Here is a 20,389-nt window from a genome sequence, read left to right as displayed (position 1 = left end):
TCTGGCTGGGCGATTGCCAAGTGCTTCTTTGGTCCCGCCCATTGCCCTATGGCCTTGCAGCCACGCCCGGTATACAGGGACGGCATGAACAAATCGCTTACGCTTCGACGCCCCGACGACTGGCACCTACACCTGCGCGACGGTGACATGCTGCAGGCAGTGGCTTCATATTCCGGCCATTTCGGCCGGGCGATCATCATGCCGAACCTGGTGCCGCCGGTGGTGACCGGGGCGCAGGCCGCGGCGTATCGCGACCGGATCCGGGCCGCGCTGGGGTCCAAGGTGACGTTGCGTCCGCTCATGACGCTCTATCTGACCGAGGCGACCGATCCCGCCGACGTGGTCGCCGCGCATCGCGACGGAATCATCTCGGCAGTGAAGCTCTACCCGGCCGGGGCGACGACCAATTCGGCCTCGGGCGTGCGCGATTTCGACAAGGTGCGCGGCGTGCTGGACGCCATGGCCGAGGCCGGCATCCCGCTGTGCTTTCATGGCGAGGTGACCGACCCCGCCGTCGACATCTTCGACCGCGAGGCGGTGTTCATCGACCGCGTGCTGGACCCGATCCGCCGCAAGACGCCCGGGCTGCGCGTGGTGATGGAACATATCACCACCGCGGACGGCGTGGATTACGTCAGCGCGAACCAGAACATCGGCGCGACCATCACCACCCATCACCTGGTCATCAACCGCAACCACATCTTGGTCGGCGGCATCCGCCCGCATTACTACTGCCTGCCGGTCGCCAAGCGCGAGACGCATCGCCTGGCGCTGCGCCGCGCGGCAACCTCGGGCGATACGCGCTTCTTCCTCGGCACCGACTCGGCGCCGCATCCGGACCGCGCCAAGGAATCGGCCTGCGGCTGCGCCGGCTGCTTCACCGCGCCGAATACCATGTCGATCCTGGCCCAGGTCTTCGAGGAGGACGGCGCGCTCGACCGGCTCGAGGATTTCACTGCGCTGAACGGCGCCGCCTTCTACGGCCTGCCCGCGAACGAGGACCGCATCCGGCTGGTCCGGCGCGACACGCCCGCGCCCTATCCGACCCATATCCACGCCGGCGACGAGACCGTCACCGTCTTCGACCCCGGCTTCCCGCTCTACTGGCACGTCGAGGATCCTGCATGACCCTGCCCTTCCCCCCGCGCGAGGAGATCGCCCGGCTGACCGCCCGCATGCTGCTGGAAATCAAGGCGGTGCATTTCAACGCGGCCGAGCCCTATACCTATGCCTCGGGGCTGAAGGGGCCGACCTATATCGATTGCCGCAAGCTGATCAGCTTCCCGCGCATCCGCTCGACGCTGATGGACTTCATGGCGGCGACCGTGCTGCGCGACGCGGGCTTCGATGCCTTCGACAATATCGCCGGCGGCGAGACGGCGGGCATCCCCTTCGCGGCGCTGGTCGCGGAACGGCTGGAACTGCCGATGACCTATGTGCGCAAGAGGCCCAAGGGATACGGCCGCAATGCCCGCATTGAGGGGGCGATGACCGAGGGCCAGCGCGTGCTGCTGGTCGAGGACCTGACCACCGACGGCGGCTCGAAGCTGAGCTTCGTCGACGCGATCCGCGAGACCGGCGCGACCTGCGGCCATACCGCGGTGATCTTCTATTACGACATCTTCCCCGAGACCACACAGCGTCTGGCCGACCATGGCGTTCAGCTGCACCACCTCTGCACCTGGTGGGACGTGCTGGCCGAGGCCAAGGCGCAAGGGTTCTACGATGCCGAAACCCTGGCCGAGGTCGAACGCTTCCTGACCGACCCGCGCGCCTGGCAGGCCGAGCATCCCTGATTGCCCCAGGGCAGCGGGATCGTGCCGCCGCAAGCCCGCATGGGTATTTCAGCAACGAAGAATGCATGAGCCGCCGCGTTCGGCTTCTTCGTTGTTCAAATACCCATGCCAAGCATGCAACCGGCACCGCCGGCGGCAATCTGCCCACAGCTTATCCACACGATATCCCGATGGACGCGCGCCCGTGTTCAGGGGATAAGAGCCCCACCCATCCGAACCGCCGGAGGCTTCAGGGATGAGCGAGTTGCGCGCGCTTGAAATCAGGAAACCCAGCGAGATCGCCGAGGCCGCGGCCGCGCAGGCGGTGCCGTTTTCCATCGAGGCCGAGCAGCAGTTGCTGGGCGCGCTCCTGACCAATAACGAGGTCTACGACCACGTCTCGCGCATCATCCAGCCCAAGCATTTCTACGACCCGGTGCATCGCCGCATCTATGAGATCAGCGCCGAGCGCATCGCCCGGAACGCGCTCGCAAGCCCGGTCACCATCAAGGCCTTCATGGAGAACGACGCCGGGCTGAAGGAGCTGGGCGGCCCGGCCTATCTGGCCCGCCTGGCGGGGGCCGCGATCTCGTCCCATGCCGCGCGCGACTATGCGCAGATGATCCGCGAATTCGCCCTGCGGCGCGAGCTGATCAACCTGGGCCAGGACATTTCCGCCCGCGCGGCCACCGTCTCGGTCAGCGATTCCGCCGAGGAGCAGATCAAGGAAGCCGAGCAGGTGCTCTACAAGCTCGGCGAGCAGGGCGTGGCCGAGCGCGGCTTCCAGAGCTTCCTCGCCGCCGTCACCGGGGCGTTGAACGCCGCCAATGCCGCGTTCAGCCGCGGGGGCGGATTGTCCGGGGTCTCGACCGGGCTGGTCGATCTGGACGGCAAGATGGGCGGCCTGAACCGCTCGGACCTGATCATCCTGGCCGGGCGGCCCTCGATGGGCAAGACCTCGCTGGCCACGAACATCGCCTTCAACGTCGCCAAGGCGCACAAGACGGGCGAGCTGCCCGACGGCAGCCATGGCACGGTGGCGGGCGGCGTCGTCGGCTTCTTCAGCCTCGAGATGTCGGCCGAGCAGCTGGCCGCGCGGATCCTCTCCGAAGCGGCCGAGGTGCCGAGCGAATCGATCCGCCGCGGCGACATGTCCGAGGAGGAGTTCCGCCGCTTCGTGAAGGCGGCGCATGACCTGCAGAACTGCCCGCTGTTCATCGACGACACCCCGGCCCTGCCGATCAACCAGCTCGCCGCCCGCGCCCGCAAGCTGAAGCGCACCATGGGGCTTGATGTGCTGATCGTCGACTACCTTCAGCTCTTGCGCGCCGCCAGCGCCAAGGACAGCCGGGTGAACGAGGTCTCCGAGATCACCCAGGGCCTCAAGGCCATCGCCAAGGAGCTGGACATTCCCGTCATTGCGCTCTCGCAGCTGTCCCGCCAGGTCGAAAGCCGCGAGGACAAGCGGCCGCAGCTGTCCGACCTGCGCGAATCCGGCAGCATCGAGCAGGACGCCGATATCGTCATGTTCGTCTTCCGCGAGGAATACTATCGCGAGCGCGAAAAGCCTGCCGACCACGATCTCGACAAGATGGCGAACTGGCAGCAGATCATGGAATCCTGCCATGGCAAGGCCGAGGTCATCATCGGCAAGCAGCGCCACGGTCCCATCGGCACGGTCGAGCTGTCCTTCGAGGGCCGCTTCACCCGCTTCGGCAACCTTGAAAAGCACCGCAGCTGGGACCGATCCGAATGAACCTGCCCGTGCCACTGGTCACGGTCGGCCTGCTGATCGCGTCGAACCTGTTCATGACCATCGCCTGGTATGGGCATCTGAAGTTCAAGGGGACGCCGCTGCTGGTGGTGATCCTGGTCAGCTGGGGCATCGCCTTTTTCGAATACCTGCTGCAGGTGCCGGCGAACCGCTTCGGCTACGGCCATTTCAGCGCCGCCCAGCTGAAGACCATCCAGGAGGTCGTCAGCCTGTCGATCTTCGTGCTGTTCTCATGGCTGTGGCTGGGCGAGAAGCTGACCTGGAACATCGCGCTCGGCTTCGGCTTCATCTGCTTCGGCGCCTTCCTGATCTTCCATCGCTTCGGGCCCGTCGCGCATTGACGCCGTGGGCGGTTGCCTTTGCCCGCGCAACGGGCAATCTAGCGCCATGACCACCCTGCCCCCACCTGCCGCGCGCCGGCCGCATCTGATCACGCTGGTGTCGATCTCGGCCACGGGCGCGCTGTCGATGAACATCTTCCTGCCCTCGCTGCCGGCGATGGCGCGGGATTTCGGGGTCGAATACGGCTTCATGCAGCTGTCGGTCTCGGCCTTCCTGGCGGTCAGCGCGGTGTTGCAACTGCTCTGCGGGCCGATCAGCGACCGTTTCGGGCGCCGGCCGGTGGTGCTGGGCTCCTTCGCCATCTTCCTGCTGGCGACGCTGGGCACGCTTCTGGCCCGCGATCCGGGCTGGTTCATGGCCTTCCGGCTGGTCCAGGCGGTGGTGACCACCGGCTTCGTCGTCAGCCGGGCGGTGGTGCGCGACATCGTGCCCGCCGACCAGGCCGCCAGCATGATCGGCTATGTCACCATGGGCATGTCGCTGGTGCCGATGATCGCGCCGACCCTGGGCGGGGTGCTGGACGAGACGCTGGGCTGGCGCGCCAGCTTCGTCGCCATGGGCGTGGCCGGGATCGCGGTCATGGCGCTGTGCAGCTGGGACCTGACCGAGACCGCGCGCGGCGGCGGCGTGCCGCTGCGCCAGCAGGTCGCGACCTATCCGGTGCTGGCGCGCTCGCAGCGCTTCTGGGGCTATGCGCTGGCCGCGACGCTCAGCGCCGGGTCGTTCTATGCCTATCTGGGCGGCGCGCCCTTCGTCGGCCAGGTCGTGCTGCACCTGTCGCCGGCCGAGGTCGGCTATTGGTTCGCCGGTCCCTCGATCGGCTATGCGCTGGGGAATTTCGTCTCGGCGCGCTATTCGACGCGCATCGGCATGAACCGGATGATCCTGGCCGGGGCGGTGATCTGCTCGGCCTTCCTGATCGCGGCGCTGGTGGTGGACCTGGCGGGCGGGCTGACGCCGCTGGTCTTCTTCGGCGCGGTCGGCTTCATGGGCCTGGGCAACGGCATGCTGCTGCCCAATGCCAATGCCGGCATGATGAGCGTGCGCCCCGAACTGGCCGGCACCGCCAGCGGCCTGGGCGGCGCGATGGCGGTGGCGGGCGGCGCCGGGCTGGCGGCGCTGGCCGGTGCGCTGCTGCATGACGATACCGGCGCGGCGCCGCTTCTGGTCATCATGGCGGTCTCGGCCGTCGCCTCGATCGCCTTCATCCTTTGGGTGATGATCCGCGAGCGGCGGGTGATCCAGGGGCGCTGATCCCCCTTGCCGGCCAGCCTTTGCAAAGCGTATGCCTGTCTTTGCAAAGAGGACGCCCATGGCCACCCAAAAGATCTATGCCGGCGTGGCGTTGCGGGAAACCCGCGCCCGCGCCGGCCTGACGCAACGCGCCTTCGCCGACCGGCTGGGCGTCTCGCTGCCCTATCTGTCGCAGATGGAGAACAACCATCGCCCGGTCTCGGCCGGGGTGCTGCTGCGGCTCGCCTCGGAATTCGCGGTCGACCTGGGCGCGATGGCGGTGGGGGACGCCGACCGCATGGTGATGGACATGGCCGAGGCGCTGGCCGATCCGCTGTTCGACAGCGCGCCGCCCCGCGCCGACCTGCGCCTGGCCGCGACCAATGCCCCGGCGCTGGCCCGCGCCTTCCTGGACCTCTACCGCGCGCATCGCGAGGGGCAGGAGCGGCTGGCGGCGATGGACGAGGCGCTGGGGGCCGGCGCCCAGAACGCCACCCCCTCGCCCTGGGAGGAGGTGCGCGACTTCTTCCATTACTGCGACAACTACATCGACGCGGTGGATCGCGCGGCCGAGCAGTTTGCCCGCACGCGCCCCAACATGCGGCCGCTGGAGCGCGCCATCGCGGGCCTGGCCGAGCGTGGCATCGAGGTGACCCAGGCGGAACTGGGCAGCGGCGCGGTCTATCTGCGCGAGGGCAAGCGCGTCACCCTGAACGCGGCGGCCGAGCCGGCGACCCAGGCCTTCCAGCTTCTGCACCTGCTGGCCCTGGAAAGCCGCGGCGACCTGCTGGAAGCGACGCTGGAACTGGCGCGTTTCCGCAGCGGCTCGGCCCGCGACATCGCCCGGCTGGGGCTGGCGAACTATTTCGCCGGCGCGGCGATGATGCCCTATGCCCGCTTCATGGAGGCCGCCCGGACCGAGCGCCACGACCTCGAGCGGCTGGCGCATCTGTTCCACGCCTCGCTCGAGCAGATAGCGCATCGGCTCTCGACCTTGCAGCGCGGCGGCGACCGCGGCGTGCCGTTCTTCTTCGTCCGCGTGGATCAGGCCGGCACCATCACCAAGCGCCACTCGGCGACGCGGATGCAATTCGCCCGTTTCGGCGGCGCCTGCCCGCTGTGGAACGTGCACCAGGCCTTTGAAACCCCCGGCCGTTTCCTGCGCCAGCTGGCCGAGACGCCGGACGGCAAGCGCTACCTGCTGCTGGCGCGCGACGTGTCGAAACCGGCCGGGGCCTTTGGCGCGCCGGTGCGGCGCTTTGCCATCGGCCTGGGCTGCGAGGTCAGCCACGCCCGCGATCTGGTCTATGCCGACGGGCTGGACGTCGGCAATCCGCAGCTGTTCGAGCCCATCGGCGTGTCGTGCCGGATCTGCCCGCGCCCGGCCTGCCATCAGCGCTCGGTGCCGCCGATGGATCGCCATATCCGCATTCCGCCGGACCGCCCCGGGCCGTTGCCCTACGAAATCGCCTGAGGGCGCCCTGAACGCGACTAGCGGACACCGGTTCCGTCCGATCCGGGCCGGTGCGACAGAATCGCCACGCCGGAACCAGCAGTTCCGCGCCGCTTGGACGCATCTGCCTATTTTACAGGCAGCCCCGAAGGCCCCTCGGCAAAAGGTCTTAGTTCTGCACTGGCCCGCACGGCGCATCGGTAGAATTGCCTATATCCCGCAGGTTTGCCACGCGATGCTCGAATTTCAACTTGGGATTGATATTTGCGTCCGAACGCCGCACCGGCGAATATCCACCAGCCGCTTGCGAGGGATCGGCATCAATCCGCCCAAGTCTTGCGCAGATATTCCTGCGATGTTGCGCTTTGAGCACAGCTCGGATTTATCCGTGCCAGCGCCCACAGACCCGCCCCGCCGGCCGGTCCGGCGAAAACAACATGGACCCGGGACATTGCGCATTACCCATAGCCTGAATTCGGTGCTTGAGCGCTGGTTGCCAGAACAGCGACTCTTCCTGAAGTCGGACAAGACCACCCGCTTCCTGCGGCTGCGTCCGGCGACGCAACTGGTGGCCTTGGGCGGCATCGCGCTGGTCTTCGGCTGGAGCATCATCGCCAGTTCGATCCTGGTCATCGACGCGATCAGCGCCGGGTCGTCGCGCGATCAGGCCCGCCGCTCGCAAACCGCCTTCGAGGCGCGGCTGACCGACCTTTCGGCCGAGCGCGACAGCCGCGCCGCCGAGGCCGCCGCCGCGCAGAACCGCTTCACGGTGGCGCTGGACCAAGTGTCGCGCATGCAGTCGCAGTTGCTCGACTCGGAAGCGCGCCGGCGCGAGCTGGAAACCGGCATGGGCGCCGTGCAGTCCAGCCTGCAACAGGCCGTCAAGGCCCAGCACCAGGCCCAGGCCGAGGCCGATCAGGCCAGCGCGACCGCGCCGGCGGTACGCACCGCCGAATTGCAGGCGGCGCTGGACATCCTTTCGGGCGAGTTGAAGCGCGCCGCCGCGGACCGCGCCGATGCCGTGCGCGAGGCCGAGGACGCCCGCCGCACGGCCGAGGCCGTCTCCATCGAGCGCGACCAGATCGTCGCCCGCAACGACCAGATCCTGACCCAGCTCGAGGATGCGGTGACCGTTTCGGTCAAGCCCCTGGACGAGATGTTCCGCAGCGTCGGCATGAACCCCGACGAGATCCTCGACACCGTGCGCCGCGGCTATTCCGGCCAGGGCGGTCCGCTGAACCCGATCGGCTATTCCTCCAGCGGCAATGCCGAGATCAGCCAGGGCGAGGCCAAGGCCAACGAGATCCTGATCACGCTGGACCAGATGAACAGCTATCGCATCGCGGTCGAGAAGATGCCGCTGGCCATGCCGCTGCAATCGGCCTTCCGCTATACCTCGCCCTATGGCCGCCGCTGGGGCCGCGCGCATGAGGGCATCGACATGGCCGCGCCGGTCGGCACGCCGATCTTCTCGACCGGGGACGGGGTGGTGGTCTTTGCCGGCTGGCAGCGCGGCTATGGCAACCTGGTCAAGATCCAGCACGCGCTCGGCACCGAGACCCGCTATGGCCATATGTCCAAGATTCGCGTGAAGGCCGGCCAAAAGGTGTCGCGCGGCAGCCGGATCGGTGATATGGGCAATACCGGCAGATCGACCGGCTCGCATCTTCACTACGAGGTCCGCGTGAACGGTCGTGCCGTGGATCCCATGAGCTTCATCAAGGCAGCCCAGAATGTTTTCTAAGACCCGAGTGACCGAACCTGGCCCCCGCACCCAGCCGACGCCCGAACCCGAACAGCAGCCGCGCAGCCTTGAGACGACCTACGACATTCCCGCCTCGGCCCCGCAGCGCACCCGGACTGCGCCTTCGGTCCTGTCCCCGGACCTGACCGTCACCGGCAATATCCAGACCCAGGGCGACATCCAGGTCGAGGGCACGGTCGAGGGCGACATCCGCGCCCATCAGCTGGTCGTCGGCGAAAGCGCCACCATCCGCGGCGAGATCGTCGCCGAGGAGGTCGTGGTGAACGGCCGCGTCGTCGGCCGCGTGCGCGGGCTGAAGGTCCGCCTGACCGCCACCGCCCGCGTCGAGGGCGACATCATCCACAAGACCATCGCCATCGAATCCGGCGCGCATTTCGAGGGCTCGGTGCAGCGCCAGGAAGATCCGCTGGCCAATGGCGTGACGCCGAAACTGGCGCCGCCCGCCGCGCGCCCGGCCGCCGCCGCAAGCGCCAGCGACAACTGATCGCGCCACCCGCGCGAAAGACGGTTCCAGGGGCGGCCAGTGGGCCGCCTCTTGCCGTTTCAGGCGCCCTGTTTCAGGTGTCGGGCATCAGCCGGCGATACATGTGCCAGCTGGCATGGCCCAGCACCGGCAGCACTACGAAAAGCCCCAGGAACATCGGCAGGAAGCCCAGGAACAGCAGCCCGGTGATGACCGCCGCCCAGGCCAGCATGACCGGCAGGTTCAGCGTTACCGCCTGGAAGCTGGCGATGATGGCCGAAACCAGGTCGACCTCGCGGTCGAGGATCAGCGGCAGCCCGACCACGGTGATGCCGAACAGCACCGCCGCAAAGCCGGCGCCGATCAGCGTGCCGGCCAGCAGCATGACCAGTCCCCGGCCCTGCAGCAGCAGCTCGGGCGAGGAGGTGATGTTGGTCAGCGCCGAGACGCCCATGAACAGCGCGAAGGTGGTATGGGCGACAAAGACCCAGAACATGAACATGAGCAGGATCACCATCGCCATCGACGGCACCTGGCGGTCCTTCTGCGCCAGCACGACGGACAGCACCTCGCGCCATAGCAGCGGCTGGTCGGATTCGATGCGCCGGCTGACCTCGTAAAGCCCGACGGCGGCGAAGGGCGCGATCAGCGGAAAGCCGACGATGAAGGGCATCAGCCACCATTCCTGGCCCGAGGCCAGGGCCACCGCGGTCAGCACCAGCCCGCCCGCGACGTAGAAGGCCGCGAAGAGCAGGCCGAAGGCCGGGGCGGTGCGGAAATCCCGCCAGCCGGCGGCCAGGACGGCGGGGATGGCGTCGAAGCCGACCACGGCGGGCAACGGAATCTCGTCCGGGCCGGGGTCCGGCAGCGGGTCGGGCAGCGGATCCCGGCCGGGCTCGGGGATCGGCATGGGAATGGGCTTGGGATCCGAATCGGTCACGACCATCAGCGCCTCCGTCTTTCGGCGAAGGTTAGCAGGGAAGCGTTAAAGAAAAAGCCTCAGCGTGCGAAACGCCGCATCAGCGCGGCATTGACCGGCGGCGTCACGAATTTCGACACGTCGCCGCCCAGCCGGGCGATTTCCTTGACCAGCTTCGAGGCGATGGCCTGGCGCCGGGCGTCGGCCATCAGGAACACGGTCTCGATGCTGGCGTCCAGCGCCCGGTTCATGCCGACCATCTGGAATTCGTATTCGAAATCGGCGACCGCGCGCAGCCCGCGCACGATCACCGTGGCGCCGACGTCGCGGGCGCAGTCGATCAGCAGGTTCTCGAACGGATGCACATGGATCTCGCCGCCGGTCTTGCGCGCGATGGCGTCGCATTCGCTGCGCACCATGCCGACCCGCTCTTCCAGATCGAACAGCGGTCCCTTGTCTCGGTTGATGGCGACGCCGATCACCAGCCGGTCGACCAGCGCCATGGCGCGTTCGATGATGTCCAGATGGCCAAGCGTGATGGGATCGAAGGTTCCTGGGTAAAGGCCGATGCGCATGATGGTCCTGTCCTTGCCGATCACACGCAGTCAAACAGGGTTTTTTCGGCGGGTGCAACAGCACCGTGCGTTGCGCAGGGCAACAGCCGCGGCCCGCGACGCAAAAACCCCAGCAAAAGCTGGGGTTTTCGCTGTGATCTGCGTGCACCGCGCGTGCACCGCGCGTACACAGGGTATGCACCGAGGCGGCGGCCTTCGGGGCTTGGCGCGCGCGGGCGCGGGCTCAGTTGCCCATGATCATGCCGGTCAGCGCCTCTTTTTCGGCATGGAGTTCCTTCAGCCGGGCCGAGACGGCGTCGCCGATCGAGACGATGCCCAGCATCTCGCCCGCCTCGTTCACCACCGGCAGGTGGCGGAACCGGCCTTGGGTCATGCGGTCGAGGATCACCAGCGCATCGTCGCCGGTGGTGCAGGTCATCAGCTTGCGGGTCATCACCTCGCTGATCGGCTGGTCCAGCACCTGGGCGCCGCGCCGGCCCAGTTCGCGCACGATGTCGCGTTCCGAAAGGATGCCCAGCGGCACCTTGCCATCCTCGGACACCACGATCGCACCGATGCGCCGCTCGGACAGCAGCCGCGCGGCGTCGGCCACGCTGGCGTCCGGGGCGACGGTATAGATTTCGCCGCTGGCTTTCATCGACAGGATCTGGTTGACGAGCATGCATATTCCTCCTCAGCTCGGGACGGCGACGACCGTCCCTGGCGCCCAGCGTTGCCGCAACCCGCGCTTGCGTCAAGCCCGCTCTTGCACGCCTGCACCCTCAGGCCGAGACCAGCGCCTGAAGCCGCGCCACCTCGGCCCGGATGCCCTGCGCCAGGGCATCCGCCAGCCGGTTCATGCGCTGCGAGCGACGGTCGTCCTGGTGCCGGATCAGCCAGAAGCCGCGGGTCAGCGCGATCTGGTCGGCCAGCACCCGCCGCACCCCGGGGCAGAAGGGAATCGCGAAATCATGCACGATGCCCAGACCCGCCCCGACCCGGATCGCCTGCATCTGCACCGAGACCGAGTTCGAGGTCAGCTGCGCCCAATCGGCGCCGGTCTCGGTCAGGTAGTCGAGCTCTCGGTCGAAGATCATGTCGGCGATATAGCCGATCATGCGGTGGCCGCGCAGATCCTCGCGCGCGCGGATCGGGGGATGGGCGCGCAGGTAATCCTCGTGCCCGGCCAGGTGCAGGTGATAGTCGGTCAGCCGCTGCACCACCAACCGGCCGGCCTGCGGCTGCGAGACGGCGATGGCCATGTCGGCCTCGCGTTTCGACAGGTTGAAGACCCGCGGCAGGGCGACGATCTGGATCTCCAGCCCCGGGTGCGCCCGGGCCATCTCGGCGCAGACCTGCGGCAGCAGGTAATTGGCGCAGCCGTCCGGGGCGCCGATGCGCAATTGCCCGGAAAGATCGCCCGGGCCGGTCAGCGCCTCTTCCGCGCCCGTCAGTGCCATCTCCATCGCCTCGGCATGCGGCAGCAGGCGCTCGCCCTCGGCGGCCAGCGCATAGCCCTGCGGCGTCTTGACGAAGAGCTTCGCGCCCAACCCCTGCTCGAGCCGCGCCACGCGCCGGCCCACGGTCGAGGCGTCGATGCCCAGCCGCCGGCCCGCCGCCGACAGGCTGTCCGCGCGCGCCACCGCCAGGAAGATGCGCAGGTCGTCCCAGTCCATCGCCGATCCCTTTGCAAAAATGCAAAACCCTTTTGCCAGACTTCCTCTTTTTCCGGCAATGCTGCAAGTCTATGATCCGTCCGAAGATGTGAACGGGAGGCACCCATGGAAGAACTGAGCCACTGGATCGACGGCAAAGAGGTCAAGGGCACCTCGGGCCGGTTCAGCGATGTCTACAACCCGGCCACCGGCGAGGTGATCGCCCGCGTGCCGCTGGCGACGCCGGCCGAGCTTGACGCCGCGATCCAGAGCGCCGCGCGCGCCCAGGTCGGCTGGGCCGCCACCAACCCGCAGCGCCGCGCCCGGGTGATGATGAAATTCGGCCAGCTCATCAATGACAACATGGACAAGCTTGCCGAGCTGGTCTCGCGCGAGCATGGCAAGACCCTGCCCGACGCGCGCGGCGACGTGCAGCGCGGCCTCGAAGTGATCGAGGTCTGCATGGGCGCCCCCGCCATGCTGAAGGGCGAGTTCACCGACAACGGCGGCCCGGGCATCGACCTTTATTCCATGCGCCAGCCGCTGGGCGTGGTCGCGGCCATCACGCCCTTCAACTTCCCGGCCATGATCCCGCTGTGGAAGATGGGTCCGGCGCTGGTTTCCGGCAACGCCATGATCCTGAAGCCGTCCGAGCGCGTGCCCTCGACCTCGATCATGCTGGCCAAGCTGGCGCAAGAGGCCGGGCTGCCCGACGGCGTGCTGCAGGTCGTGAACGGCGACAAGGAGATCGTGGACGCGATCCTGGACCATGAGGTGATCCAGGGCGTGGGCTTCGTCGGCTCGACCCCGATCGCGCAATACATCTATGGCCGGGCAGCGACCAACGGCAAGCGCGCGCAATGCTTCGGCGGCGCCAAGAACCACATGATCATCATGCCCGACGCCGATCTGGACAAGGCGGCCGATGCGCTGATCGGCGCCGGCTTCGGCGCGGCGGGCGAACGCTGCATGGCGATCTCGGTCGCGGTGCCGGTGGGTGAGGCGACCGCCGACGCGCTGATCGAGCGGCTGGTGCCGAAGATCGAGAAGCTGAAGGTCGGCCCCTATACCGCCGGCGAGGACGTGGACTTCGGCCCGGTCATCACCAAGGCCTCGCAGGAGCGCATCAACCGGCTGATCGCCTCGGGCGTGGACCAGGGCGCCGACCTGGTCGTGGACGGCCGCGACCTGAAGATCCAGGGCTATGAGAACGGCTTCTTCTGCGGCCCGTCGCTGTTCGACCGGGTGACGCCCGAGATGGAGATCTACAAGGAAGAGATCTTCGGCCCGGTGCTGAGCCAAGTGCGCACGCAGAGCTATGACGAGGCGCTGAAGCTGGTCATGGACAACGACTATGGCAATGGCACGGCGATCTATACCGCCGACGGCGATACGGCGCGCGACTTCGCCAGCCGGGTGAACGTCGGCATGGTCGGGATCAACTTCCCGATCCCGGTGCCGCTGAGCTATTACAGCTTCGGCGGCTGGAAGAAGTCGGCCTTCGGCGACCTGAACCAGTATGGCCCGGACGCCTTCCGCTTCTATACCAAGACCAAGACGGTGACGGCGCGCTGGTTCTCGGGGATCAAGGACGGCGTGGCGCTGAACTTCAAGGCCATGGACTGAACGGAAGAAGCGGGGGGCGCTGCCCCCCGCACCCCCCGGGGTATTTTCGCAACAAAGAAGGCCTATCGGTCCGTCGAGCGCAGCAGGTAATAGCTGCCGCCGCCGATCAGTACGCCGAAGAACCAGCCGTAGGTGCCCCACCAGGAGGGCAGCAGGCTGGTGAAGGTCGGCAGGATCGAACTGAACACCATGCCGATGCCGAAGGCGATGAACGCCTTGACGTGCCAGCCGTTCTGGAAGCGGAACTCGCCATGCTCCTGATACAGTGCCGCGACATCCACCACGCCTTTGCGGATCAGGTAGTAATCCACCATCATGATCCCGAAGATCGGCCCCATGGTCGAGCCGATGAAATTCACGAAATGCGTGGCATTGGTTTCCCAGGGTGCCCAGGGGTAGAGCACCAGCGCGATCAGCGCCGCGATGAAGCCGCCGCGCTTGAAGCTGATGTGTTTCGGGATGGTGTTCGAGAAATCGAAGGCGGCCGAGACGAAATTCGCCACCACGTTGATCCCGAGCGTGGCGATGGCGAAGGTCGCCGCGGCAAGCACCGCCAGGAAGACGCTGTCGAACTTGGCGCTGATCTGGTCGGGATGCAGCAGCACCTCGCCATAGACATGCCAAGCGGCGGTGGTGGTGACGCCGGCGACCAAGCAGAAGGCCAGCAGGTTCACCGGCAGGCCCCAGGCATTGCCCAGCCGCAGCGCGCGCTCGTCCCTGGCATAGCGCGAGAAGTCGCAGAAGTTCAGGTAGAGCGCGGCGAAATAGGTGATCCAGGTCGCCGCCACCGCCGTCAGCGTGACGAAGCTGCCCGGCGTGCCCGGCACGCCTGCGTCCCGGGTCGCCTGCAGCAGCACGTCCTGCGGGATCTCGGCGCCGAAGCTGATCGTGCCCGACTTCACCACCAGATAGATCGCCAGCATCAGCATGGCGAGCCAGACCGCCGGCCCGGCCCAGTCCTGGAAGCGGCGCACCGTCTCCATGCCGTTCTGGATGATGAGCAGTTGCGCGCCCCAGACCGCGAGATAGCAGATCACCTCGAGCGTGGAATGGCCCAGCATGTGGCTGGTCTGATGGAACTCCAGCATCGCCGGGCTGCGCAGCAGCAGCGCCACGATGGCGCCGGAGGCGGCCGAGGTCTGGGCGCCGTACCAGAAGCAGGCGACGACCGCCCGCACCAGCGCCGGGACGTTGGCGCCGAAGGTGCCGAAGCTCGCCCGCGCCAGCACCGGGAAGGGCACGCCCGTGCGCACCCCGGCCAGCCCGACCATCTGCATCAGCCCGTAGATCACCAGCGAGCCGAGGCCGATGGCCAGCACGAAATTCGTCAGGTTGCCGCAGAGCAGGAACAGGCTCGCGGCCAGGTAGTAGCCCCAGAGGCTATGGACGTCCGAGGTCCAGACGTTGAAGATGGAAAACGCGCCCCAGCGGCGCTCCCGCGCCGGGGCCAGATCCTCGTTGTAGAGATTGGGCGAAGGATTCGTGACTTGCATGATGTCCTCACTGTCCTTTGTCGCGCGGCAGGCCGCCGGCAGATGCTAGACCCAAAGCGCCGTTCCCAAAGGGAAATTCGCGCATGCGCCCGCGACGCGGCGCGACTGGTGCAAAATTCGCGCAACATTTCGGCGCTAAGCCGGCGGCACGCCTGAGGGAAGGGAGAGCATGGATTTCGGATTGAGCGAGGAACAGCAGGCGATTTTTGCGCTGGCGCGGGATTTCGGCGCGGCCGAGATCGCGCCGCATGCCCGGGCCTGGGAAGAGGCCGGCACCATGCCGCGCGCGCTGTGGCGCCAGGCGGCCGAACTGGGCCTCGGCGGGGTCTATGTCGGCGAGGACCAGGGCGGCACCGGGCTCTCGCGCCTCGACGCCACGCTGGTCTTCGAGGCGCTGGCCATGGCCTGCCCCTCGGTCGGCTCGTTCCTGTCGATCCACAACATGTGCGGCGGCATGATCGACAAGTTCGGCACCGCCGCGAACCGCGCCCGCTGGCTGCCGCGCCTGTGCAGCATGGAGACGGTGTTCTCCTATTGCCTGACCGAGCCGGGCTCGGGCTCGGACGCCGCGGCGCTGCGCACAAGGGCCGAGCGGGTCGAGGGCGGCTGGAAGCTGAACGGAGCCAAGGCCTTCATCTCGGGCGGCGGCTATTCGGATTGCTACCTGGTCATGGTCCGCACCGGCGCGGCCGGGCCCAAGGGCATCTCGACCATGGTGGTCGAGGCCGGCACGCCGGGCCTCAGCTTCGGCGCCCCCGAGCACAAGATGGGCTGGAAGGCGCAGCCGACCGCCCAGGTGCAGTTCGACGATTGCGTCATCCCCGAGGAGAACCTGATCGGCGAGGAGGGCCGCGGCTTTGCCTATGCCATGGCGGGCCTGGACGGCGGGCGGCTGAACATCTCGGCCGGCGCCCTTGGCGGCGCGCAGGCGGCGCTGGAGGCGACGCTGCGCTACATGGGCGAGCGGCGCGCCTTCGGCCAGACGCTGGACCAGTTCCAGGCGCTGCAATTCCGCCTGGCCGAGATGGAGACGGCGCTGCAATCCTCGCGCATCCTGCTGCGCCAGGCGGCCTGGAAGCTGGACCGGGCCGAGCCGGATGCCAGCAAGTTCTGCGCCATGGCCAAGCTGCATGTCACCGACCGCGCCTTCGAGGTGGCGAACCAGTGCCTGCAACTGCATGGCGGCTATGGCTACCTGGCCGATTACGGCATCGAGAAGATCGTGCGCGACCTGCGCGTGCACCAGATCCTGGAAGGCACCAACGAGATCATGCGGCTGATCGTCGGCCGCGCCCTGCTGGCGGAGCGAGACCAATGACCGAGATGCCCGAAGCCGAGATGCCCGAGGCCGAGATGCCCCAATCCGAAATGATTGCCCGCAAGGACCGCCGCGCCGGTCGGCTGACCTTCAACCGGCCGCAGGCGCTGAACGCGCTGAGCCACGAGATGGTGCAGGTGATCGACGCGGCGCTGCGCACCTGGCGGGACGATCCCGAGGTGGCGCTGGTCGTCATCGACGCCGCGGGCGAGCGCGCCTTCTGCGCGGGCGGCGACATCGCCGCGGTCTATCGCGCCGGGCTCGCGGGCGACCACCGGCTGGGGCGCGCGTTCTTTCGCGACGAATATGTCATGAACGCGCGCATCGCCGGCTATCCCAAGCCCGTGGTCGCCTTCATGCAGGGCTTCGTCATGGGCGGCGGCGTCGGCGTCGGCGGCCACGCCAGCCACCGCATCGTCGGCGAGACCACCCAGGTCGCCATGCCCGAGACCGGCATCGGCATGATCCCGGACGTCGGCGGCAGCTGGCTGCTGGCCCATGCGCCCGGGCGCTGCGGCGAATACCTGGGCCTGACCGGCGCCCGCATGGGGCCGGGCGACGCGATCTTCGCCGGCTTCGCCGACAGTTTCGTCCCCGAGGCGGACTGGCCGGCGCTGAAGGACCGGCTGGCCGAGGCCGGCGACGTGAACCTGATCCTGCCCCACCCCGCCCCCGAGGCGCCGCTCGGGGACCGCGACCTGTCGGCCTTCGGCGGCCAAAGCATCGCCGAGATCACCGCGGCGCTGCAGGCGGCGGGCGACGAAGCGGCGCTGAAGGTGCTGGGCCGCAACTCGCCGCTGTCGCTGGCGGCGACGCTGGCGCTGGTCAGGGCGGCGCGCGGCGACCGCGACATCCGCGAGAGCCTGTCGCGCGAGCTGCGCTTCACCGCCCGCGCCACGGCGGAAAGCGATTTCCTGGAAGGGGTGCGGGCGCAGATCATCGACAAGGACCGCAACCCGCGCTGGTCCGCCGATGCCGGGCCGGCGCATGTCGCGGCCATGCTGGCGCCGCTGGGCGAGGGCGAATTGAACTGGGAGGACAGTGAATGAAGATCGGATTCATCGGATTGGGCAATATGGGCGGGCCGATGGCCGCCAATCTGGCCAGGGCCGGGCATGCGGTCGCGGGCTTCGACCTGGCCGCGCCGATGCCCGAGGGCGTGACCCGGGCCGCGACGGCGGCCGAGGCGGCCTCGGGCGCCGATGTGGTCGTCACCATGCTGCCGAACGGCGCCATCCTGCGCGCGGTGGCGGCAGAGGTGATCCCGGCCATGGCCGCGGGCGCGGTGCTCTGCGACTGCTCGACGGTCGACGTGGAGAGCGCCCGCGCCGTGGCCGCGCAGGCGCAGGCGGCGGGGCTCGGCGCGCTCGACGCGCCGGTCTCGGGCGGGATCGGCGGCGCTGCGGCCGGCACGCTGACCTTCATGGTCGGCGGCTCGGAGGCGGCCTTCGCGACGGTGCGGCCGCTGTTCGACGTCATGGGCCAGAAGGCGGTGCATTGCGGCGTCTCGGGCGCGGGCCAGGCGGCGAAGATCTGCAACAACATGATCCTGGGCGTGACCATGATCGCCACCTGCGAGGCCTTCGCCCTGGCCGACAAGCTGGGGCTGGACCGGCAAAAGATGTTCGACGTGGTCTCGACCTCCTCGGGCTACAGCTGGTCGATGAACGCCTATTGCCCGGCGCCGGGCGTCGGGCCGACCTCGCCCGCCGACAACGGCTACAAGCCCGGCTTTGCCGCCGAGCTGATGCTGAAGGATCTGCGGCTGTCGCAGCAGGCCGCGGGCTCGGCCGATGCCGACACGCCGATGGGGCAACTCGCCACCGCGCTCTACGCCCGCTTCGTCGAGCAGGAGGACGGAAAGGGCAAGGACTTCTCCGCAATGCTGCCGAGATTCGAGAAGCGCGGCCGGTCCGAGGATGATCTCGCCGCTTCGTGAGGGAGCCGATCGCGGGCCTGCGGCGTTTACCCTGGATCAATGAATTCGTGCCAGGCTGAATGCCATGAGACGTGATCGAACCCGCTTCCTTGCGGCCGTGATGGCCGCCGCGCTGGCCGCCGCGATGACTTCGGCGGCCCAGCCCGATCCCGAAAGGCCCGCGGCCGAGGACGCGGCGCCGGCCGCCGCGCCGACCAGCCTGCGGCAGCCGCCGCGCGACGGCGGCGGCAGCCTGCGGGTCGGCGGCACGGTCGATGCGGCGCTGCTGCACCCGGTTACCCGGCCGGGGCTTTACGGCATGAGCCAGCCGCCCGCCGGCAGCCGCTATGGCATCATCGCGGGACAGCTGATCCGCTATGATCCGGACAGCGTGCAGGTGCTGTCGATCATCCGGCAGGTGGACAGGATTCTCGACTAGCCTTGCAGCAATGCGCGGGCGGCGTCCTTGGCGGCCGGGGTGATTTCCTCGCCCGAGAGCATGCGGGCGATTTCCTCTATGCGCTGGCTGGCGGTCAGGGCGGCCACGTGCGAGGTGGTCATGCCGCCTTCGACCGATTTCGCCACCCGGAAATGATGGCCCCCCAGCGCCGCGACCTGCGGGCTGTGGGTCACGACCAGAACCTGCGCGCCCTCGGCCAGCCGGGCGAGGCGCCGGCCGACCGCATCGGCGGTGGCGCCGCCGACGCCGCGGTCGATCTCGTCGAAGATCAGCGTCAGGGCGTCATTGCCGCGCGCCAGGCAGACCTTCAGCGCCAAGAGGAAACGCGACAGCTCGCCGCCCGAGGCGATGCGGTCCAGGGGACCGGCCGGGGCGCCCGGATTGGTGGCGACGGTGAAGGCCGCCGCGTCGCGGCCCTCGGGGCCGGGATCGGCGGGCGTCACCAGCGTTTCGAACACCGCGCGCTCCATCTTCAGCGGCGCGAGCTCGGCCACCATCGCGGCATCGAGCCGCTTGGCGGCCGTGGCGCGCTGGTCCGACAGAGCGGCGGCGGCGCTGTCATAAGCGGCGTCGGCCGCCGCCACGGCCTCGCGCAGGCGCGCCAGGTCGCCTTCGCCGGCGTCGATGCGCGTCAGGCGGCCGCGCAACGCATCGGCCAGCCCGGCCAGGTCATCGGCCAGCACGTCATGCTTGCGGGCCAGGGCACGCAGGGCGAACAGCCGCTCTTCGGTGGCCTCGAGGTCGCGCGGGTCGAAATCCATCGCCTCCAGCGCCGATTCGACGCCGGCCTGCGCCTCGCCCAGCTCGATCAGCGCGCGTTGCAGCGCGGCGGCGGGGGCCTCCAGCCGGCCCTCGGCCCGCTCGGCGGCGGCGTCGAGCCAGCGCGCGGCATCCAGCATCGCGCCCTCGGCCCCCGCGCTGCCCAGGGCCTGCAAGGCGCGCGACACATCCTCGCGGATGCGCTCGGCGCCCTGCATGGCGCGGCGGCGGGTGTCAAGCTCGGCCTCCTCGCCGGGCTGCGGGTCGAGCTTGTCCAGCTCGGCCACGGCATGGCGCAGGAATTCTTCCTCGCCCTTCGCGGCAGCCAAGGCGGCTTCAGCCCGCTCCTGCGCCGCCCGCGCCTCGCGCCGCGCCGCCCAGGCCGCGCGCACGGGGCCGAGGTCGACGGCGGCAAAGGCGTCGAGCAGCAGCCGGTGGCCGCGCGGGTTCAGAAGGCCGCGGTCGTCATGCTGACCGTGCAGCTCCACCAGCGTTTCCGACAGCAGCCGCAGCACCTCGCCCGAGGCGCGGCGGTCGTTGATCCAGCCGGTCTTGCGGCCGTCGCCGCCGTTCACGCGGCGCAGGATCAACTCGTCCGAGACCGGGAAGCCCGCCTCGTCCAGCAGCGTGCGGGCGGGATGGCCGGCGGGCAGGTCGAAGACGGCGGTGACCTCGCCCTGGCTCGCGCCCTGCCGCACCAGATCGGCGCGGCCGCGCCAGCCCAGCACGAAGCCCAGGCAGTCGAGCAGGATCGACTTGCCGGCGCCGGTCTCGCCGGTCAGCACGTTCAGGCCCGGCCGGAAATCCAGGTCCAGCCGGTCGATCAGCAGCATGTCGCGGATTTCAAGCGAACGCAGCATCACCCCATCCTGCCGCGCGTGA

At 68.6% G+C, this 20,389-nt stretch carries 19 protein-coding genes; 13 read left to right on the top strand and 6 right to left on the bottom strand.

Features of this window, described 5'->3' with window-relative positions:
• The first annotated feature begins 84 nt into the window (after positions 1-84).
• The 8 genes from pyrC to ASV56_RS00155 all read left to right on the top strand — a co-directional run bounded on the left by pyrC (position 85) and on the right by ASV56_RS00155 (position 8,826).
• Entirely contained in the window at positions 85-1,128 is a 1,044-nt protein-coding gene (gene pyrC, locus ASV56_RS00190) for a dihydroorotase (RefSeq protein ID WP_062560276.1), read from the top strand.
• On the top strand, positions 1,125-1,796 hold the full coding sequence (locus tag ASV56_RS00185) for an orotate phosphoribosyltransferase (protein WP_062560275.1): 672 nt from the start codon (positions 1,125-1,127) through the stop codon (positions 1,794-1,796). Before pyrC ends, ASV56_RS00185 begins: the two co-directional genes overlap by 4 nt.
• 235 nt (positions 1,797-2,031) lie before the next feature.
• Complete coding sequence (locus ASV56_RS00180; protein ID WP_062560274.1) at positions 2,032-3,531, top strand: replicative DNA helicase; 1,500 nt, start codon at positions 2,032-2,034, stop codon at positions 3,529-3,531.
• Complete coding sequence (locus ASV56_RS00175) at positions 3,528-3,890, top strand: DMT family protein (protein WP_062560273.1); 363 nt, start codon at positions 3,528-3,530, stop codon at positions 3,888-3,890. The genes ASV56_RS00180 and ASV56_RS00175 overlap by 4 nt, the downstream gene beginning before the upstream one ends.
• Positions 3,891-3,936: 46 nt before the next feature.
• Positions 3,937-5,145 (top strand): multidrug effflux MFS transporter, encoded by a 1,209-nt coding sequence (locus ASV56_RS00170; RefSeq protein WP_062560272.1) that lies wholly within the window; start codon positions 3,937-3,939, stop codon positions 5,143-5,145.
• A 58-nt stretch (positions 5,146-5,203) separates the two neighbouring features.
• On the top strand, positions 5,204-6,598 hold the full coding sequence (locus ASV56_RS00165) for a helix-turn-helix domain-containing protein (protein ID WP_062560271.1): 1,395 nt from the start codon (positions 5,204-5,206) through the stop codon (positions 6,596-6,598).
• Positions 6,599-7,028: 430 nt separating this feature from the next.
• Positions 7,029-8,321, top strand: coding sequence for a M23 family metallopeptidase (locus ASV56_RS00160; RefSeq protein WP_062560270.1), 1,293 nt, complete (start codon positions 7,029-7,031; stop codon positions 8,319-8,321).
• Positions 8,311-8,826: a bactofilin family protein gene (locus ASV56_RS00155; protein WP_062560269.1), complete on the top strand. Its 516-nt coding sequence runs from the start codon at positions 8,311-8,313 to the stop codon at positions 8,824-8,826. Before ASV56_RS00160 ends, ASV56_RS00155 begins: the two co-directional genes overlap by 11 nt.
• Before the next feature lie 73 nt (positions 8,827-8,899).
• Here the strand turns inward: ASV56_RS00155 and ASV56_RS00150 are convergent, their stop codons facing one another.
• The 4 genes from ASV56_RS00150 to ASV56_RS00135 all read right to left on the bottom strand — a co-directional run bounded on the left by ASV56_RS00150 (position 8,900) and on the right by ASV56_RS00135 (position 11,954).
• Positions 8,900-9,751 carry a DUF2189 domain-containing protein gene (locus ASV56_RS00150; RefSeq protein ID WP_082724676.1) on the bottom strand — a complete coding sequence of 284 codons (852 nt, stop codon included), beginning with the start codon at positions 9,749-9,751 and terminating at the stop codon, positions 8,900-8,902.
• A 53-nt stretch (positions 9,752-9,804) separates the two neighbouring features.
• Complete coding sequence (gene coaD, locus ASV56_RS00145) at positions 9,805-10,299, bottom strand: pantetheine-phosphate adenylyltransferase (RefSeq protein ID WP_062562167.1); 495 nt, start codon at positions 10,297-10,299, stop codon at positions 9,805-9,807.
• A 223-nt stretch (positions 10,300-10,522) separates the two neighbouring features.
• Positions 10,523-10,960 carry a CBS domain-containing protein gene (locus tag ASV56_RS00140; RefSeq protein ID WP_062560268.1) on the bottom strand — a complete coding sequence of 146 codons (438 nt, stop codon included), beginning with the start codon at positions 10,958-10,960 and terminating at the stop codon, positions 10,523-10,525.
• A gap of 100 nt (positions 10,961-11,060) precedes the next feature.
• Positions 11,061-11,954 (bottom strand): LysR family transcriptional regulator, encoded by an 894-nt coding sequence (locus ASV56_RS00135; RefSeq protein ID WP_062560267.1) that lies wholly within the window; start codon positions 11,952-11,954, stop codon positions 11,061-11,063.
• Between the two features lie 105 nt (positions 11,955-12,059).
• Here ASV56_RS00135 and ASV56_RS00130 point away from each other — a divergent pair, with 105 nt between their 5' ends.
• Entirely contained in the window at positions 12,060-13,559 is a 1,500-nt protein-coding gene (locus ASV56_RS00130) for a CoA-acylating methylmalonate-semialdehyde dehydrogenase (RefSeq protein ID WP_062560266.1), read from the top strand.
• 62 nt (positions 13,560-13,621) lie between these two features.
• Here the strand turns inward: ASV56_RS00130 and ASV56_RS00125 are convergent, their stop codons facing one another.
• Positions 13,622-15,052, bottom strand: coding sequence for an NCS1 family nucleobase:cation symporter-1 (locus tag ASV56_RS00125; protein ID WP_062560265.1), 1,431 nt, complete (start codon positions 15,050-15,052; stop codon positions 13,622-13,624).
• Between the two features lie 169 nt (positions 15,053-15,221).
• Here ASV56_RS00125 and ASV56_RS00120 point away from each other — a divergent pair, with 169 nt between their 5' ends.
• The 4 genes from ASV56_RS00120 (at position 15,222) to ASV56_RS00105 (ending at position 18,727) form a co-directional block, all read left to right on the top strand.
• Positions 15,222-16,370, top strand: a complete 1,149-nt coding sequence (locus ASV56_RS00120) for an acyl-CoA dehydrogenase family protein (protein ID WP_062560264.1) — start codon at positions 15,222-15,224, stop codon at positions 16,368-16,370.
• Positions 16,367-17,419: an enoyl-CoA hydratase/isomerase family protein gene (locus ASV56_RS00115; protein ID WP_082724675.1), complete on the top strand. Its 1,053-nt coding sequence runs from the start codon at positions 16,367-16,369 to the stop codon at positions 17,417-17,419. Before ASV56_RS00120 ends, ASV56_RS00115 begins: the two co-directional genes overlap by 4 nt.
• A complete protein-coding gene (gene mmsB, locus ASV56_RS00110) occupies positions 17,416-18,309 on the top strand; it encodes a 3-hydroxyisobutyrate dehydrogenase (RefSeq protein WP_062560263.1) in 894 nt (297 codons plus the stop codon). Before ASV56_RS00115 ends, mmsB begins: the two co-directional genes overlap by 4 nt.
• Positions 18,310-18,373: 64 nt before the next feature.
• On the top strand, positions 18,374-18,727 hold the full coding sequence (locus ASV56_RS00105; protein WP_253879795.1) for a hypothetical protein: 354 nt from the start codon (positions 18,374-18,376) through the stop codon (positions 18,725-18,727).
• On the opposite strand, the gene recN is transcribed toward ASV56_RS00105, so the two are convergent.
• Positions 18,724-20,367: a DNA repair protein RecN gene (gene recN, locus ASV56_RS00100; protein ID WP_062560261.1), complete on the bottom strand. Its 1,644-nt coding sequence runs from the start codon at positions 20,365-20,367 to the stop codon at positions 18,724-18,726. The genes ASV56_RS00105 and recN overlap by 4 nt on opposite strands.
• Between the last annotated feature and the right edge of the window lie 22 nt (positions 20,368-20,389).

The sequence above is a fragment of the Paracoccus aminovorans genome (assembly GCF_001546115.1).
Classification (GTDB): domain Bacteria; phylum Pseudomonadota; class Alphaproteobacteria; order Rhodobacterales; family Rhodobacteraceae; genus Paracoccus; species Paracoccus aminovorans_B.
This window is presented reverse-complemented; position numbering and strand designations above follow the sequence as displayed.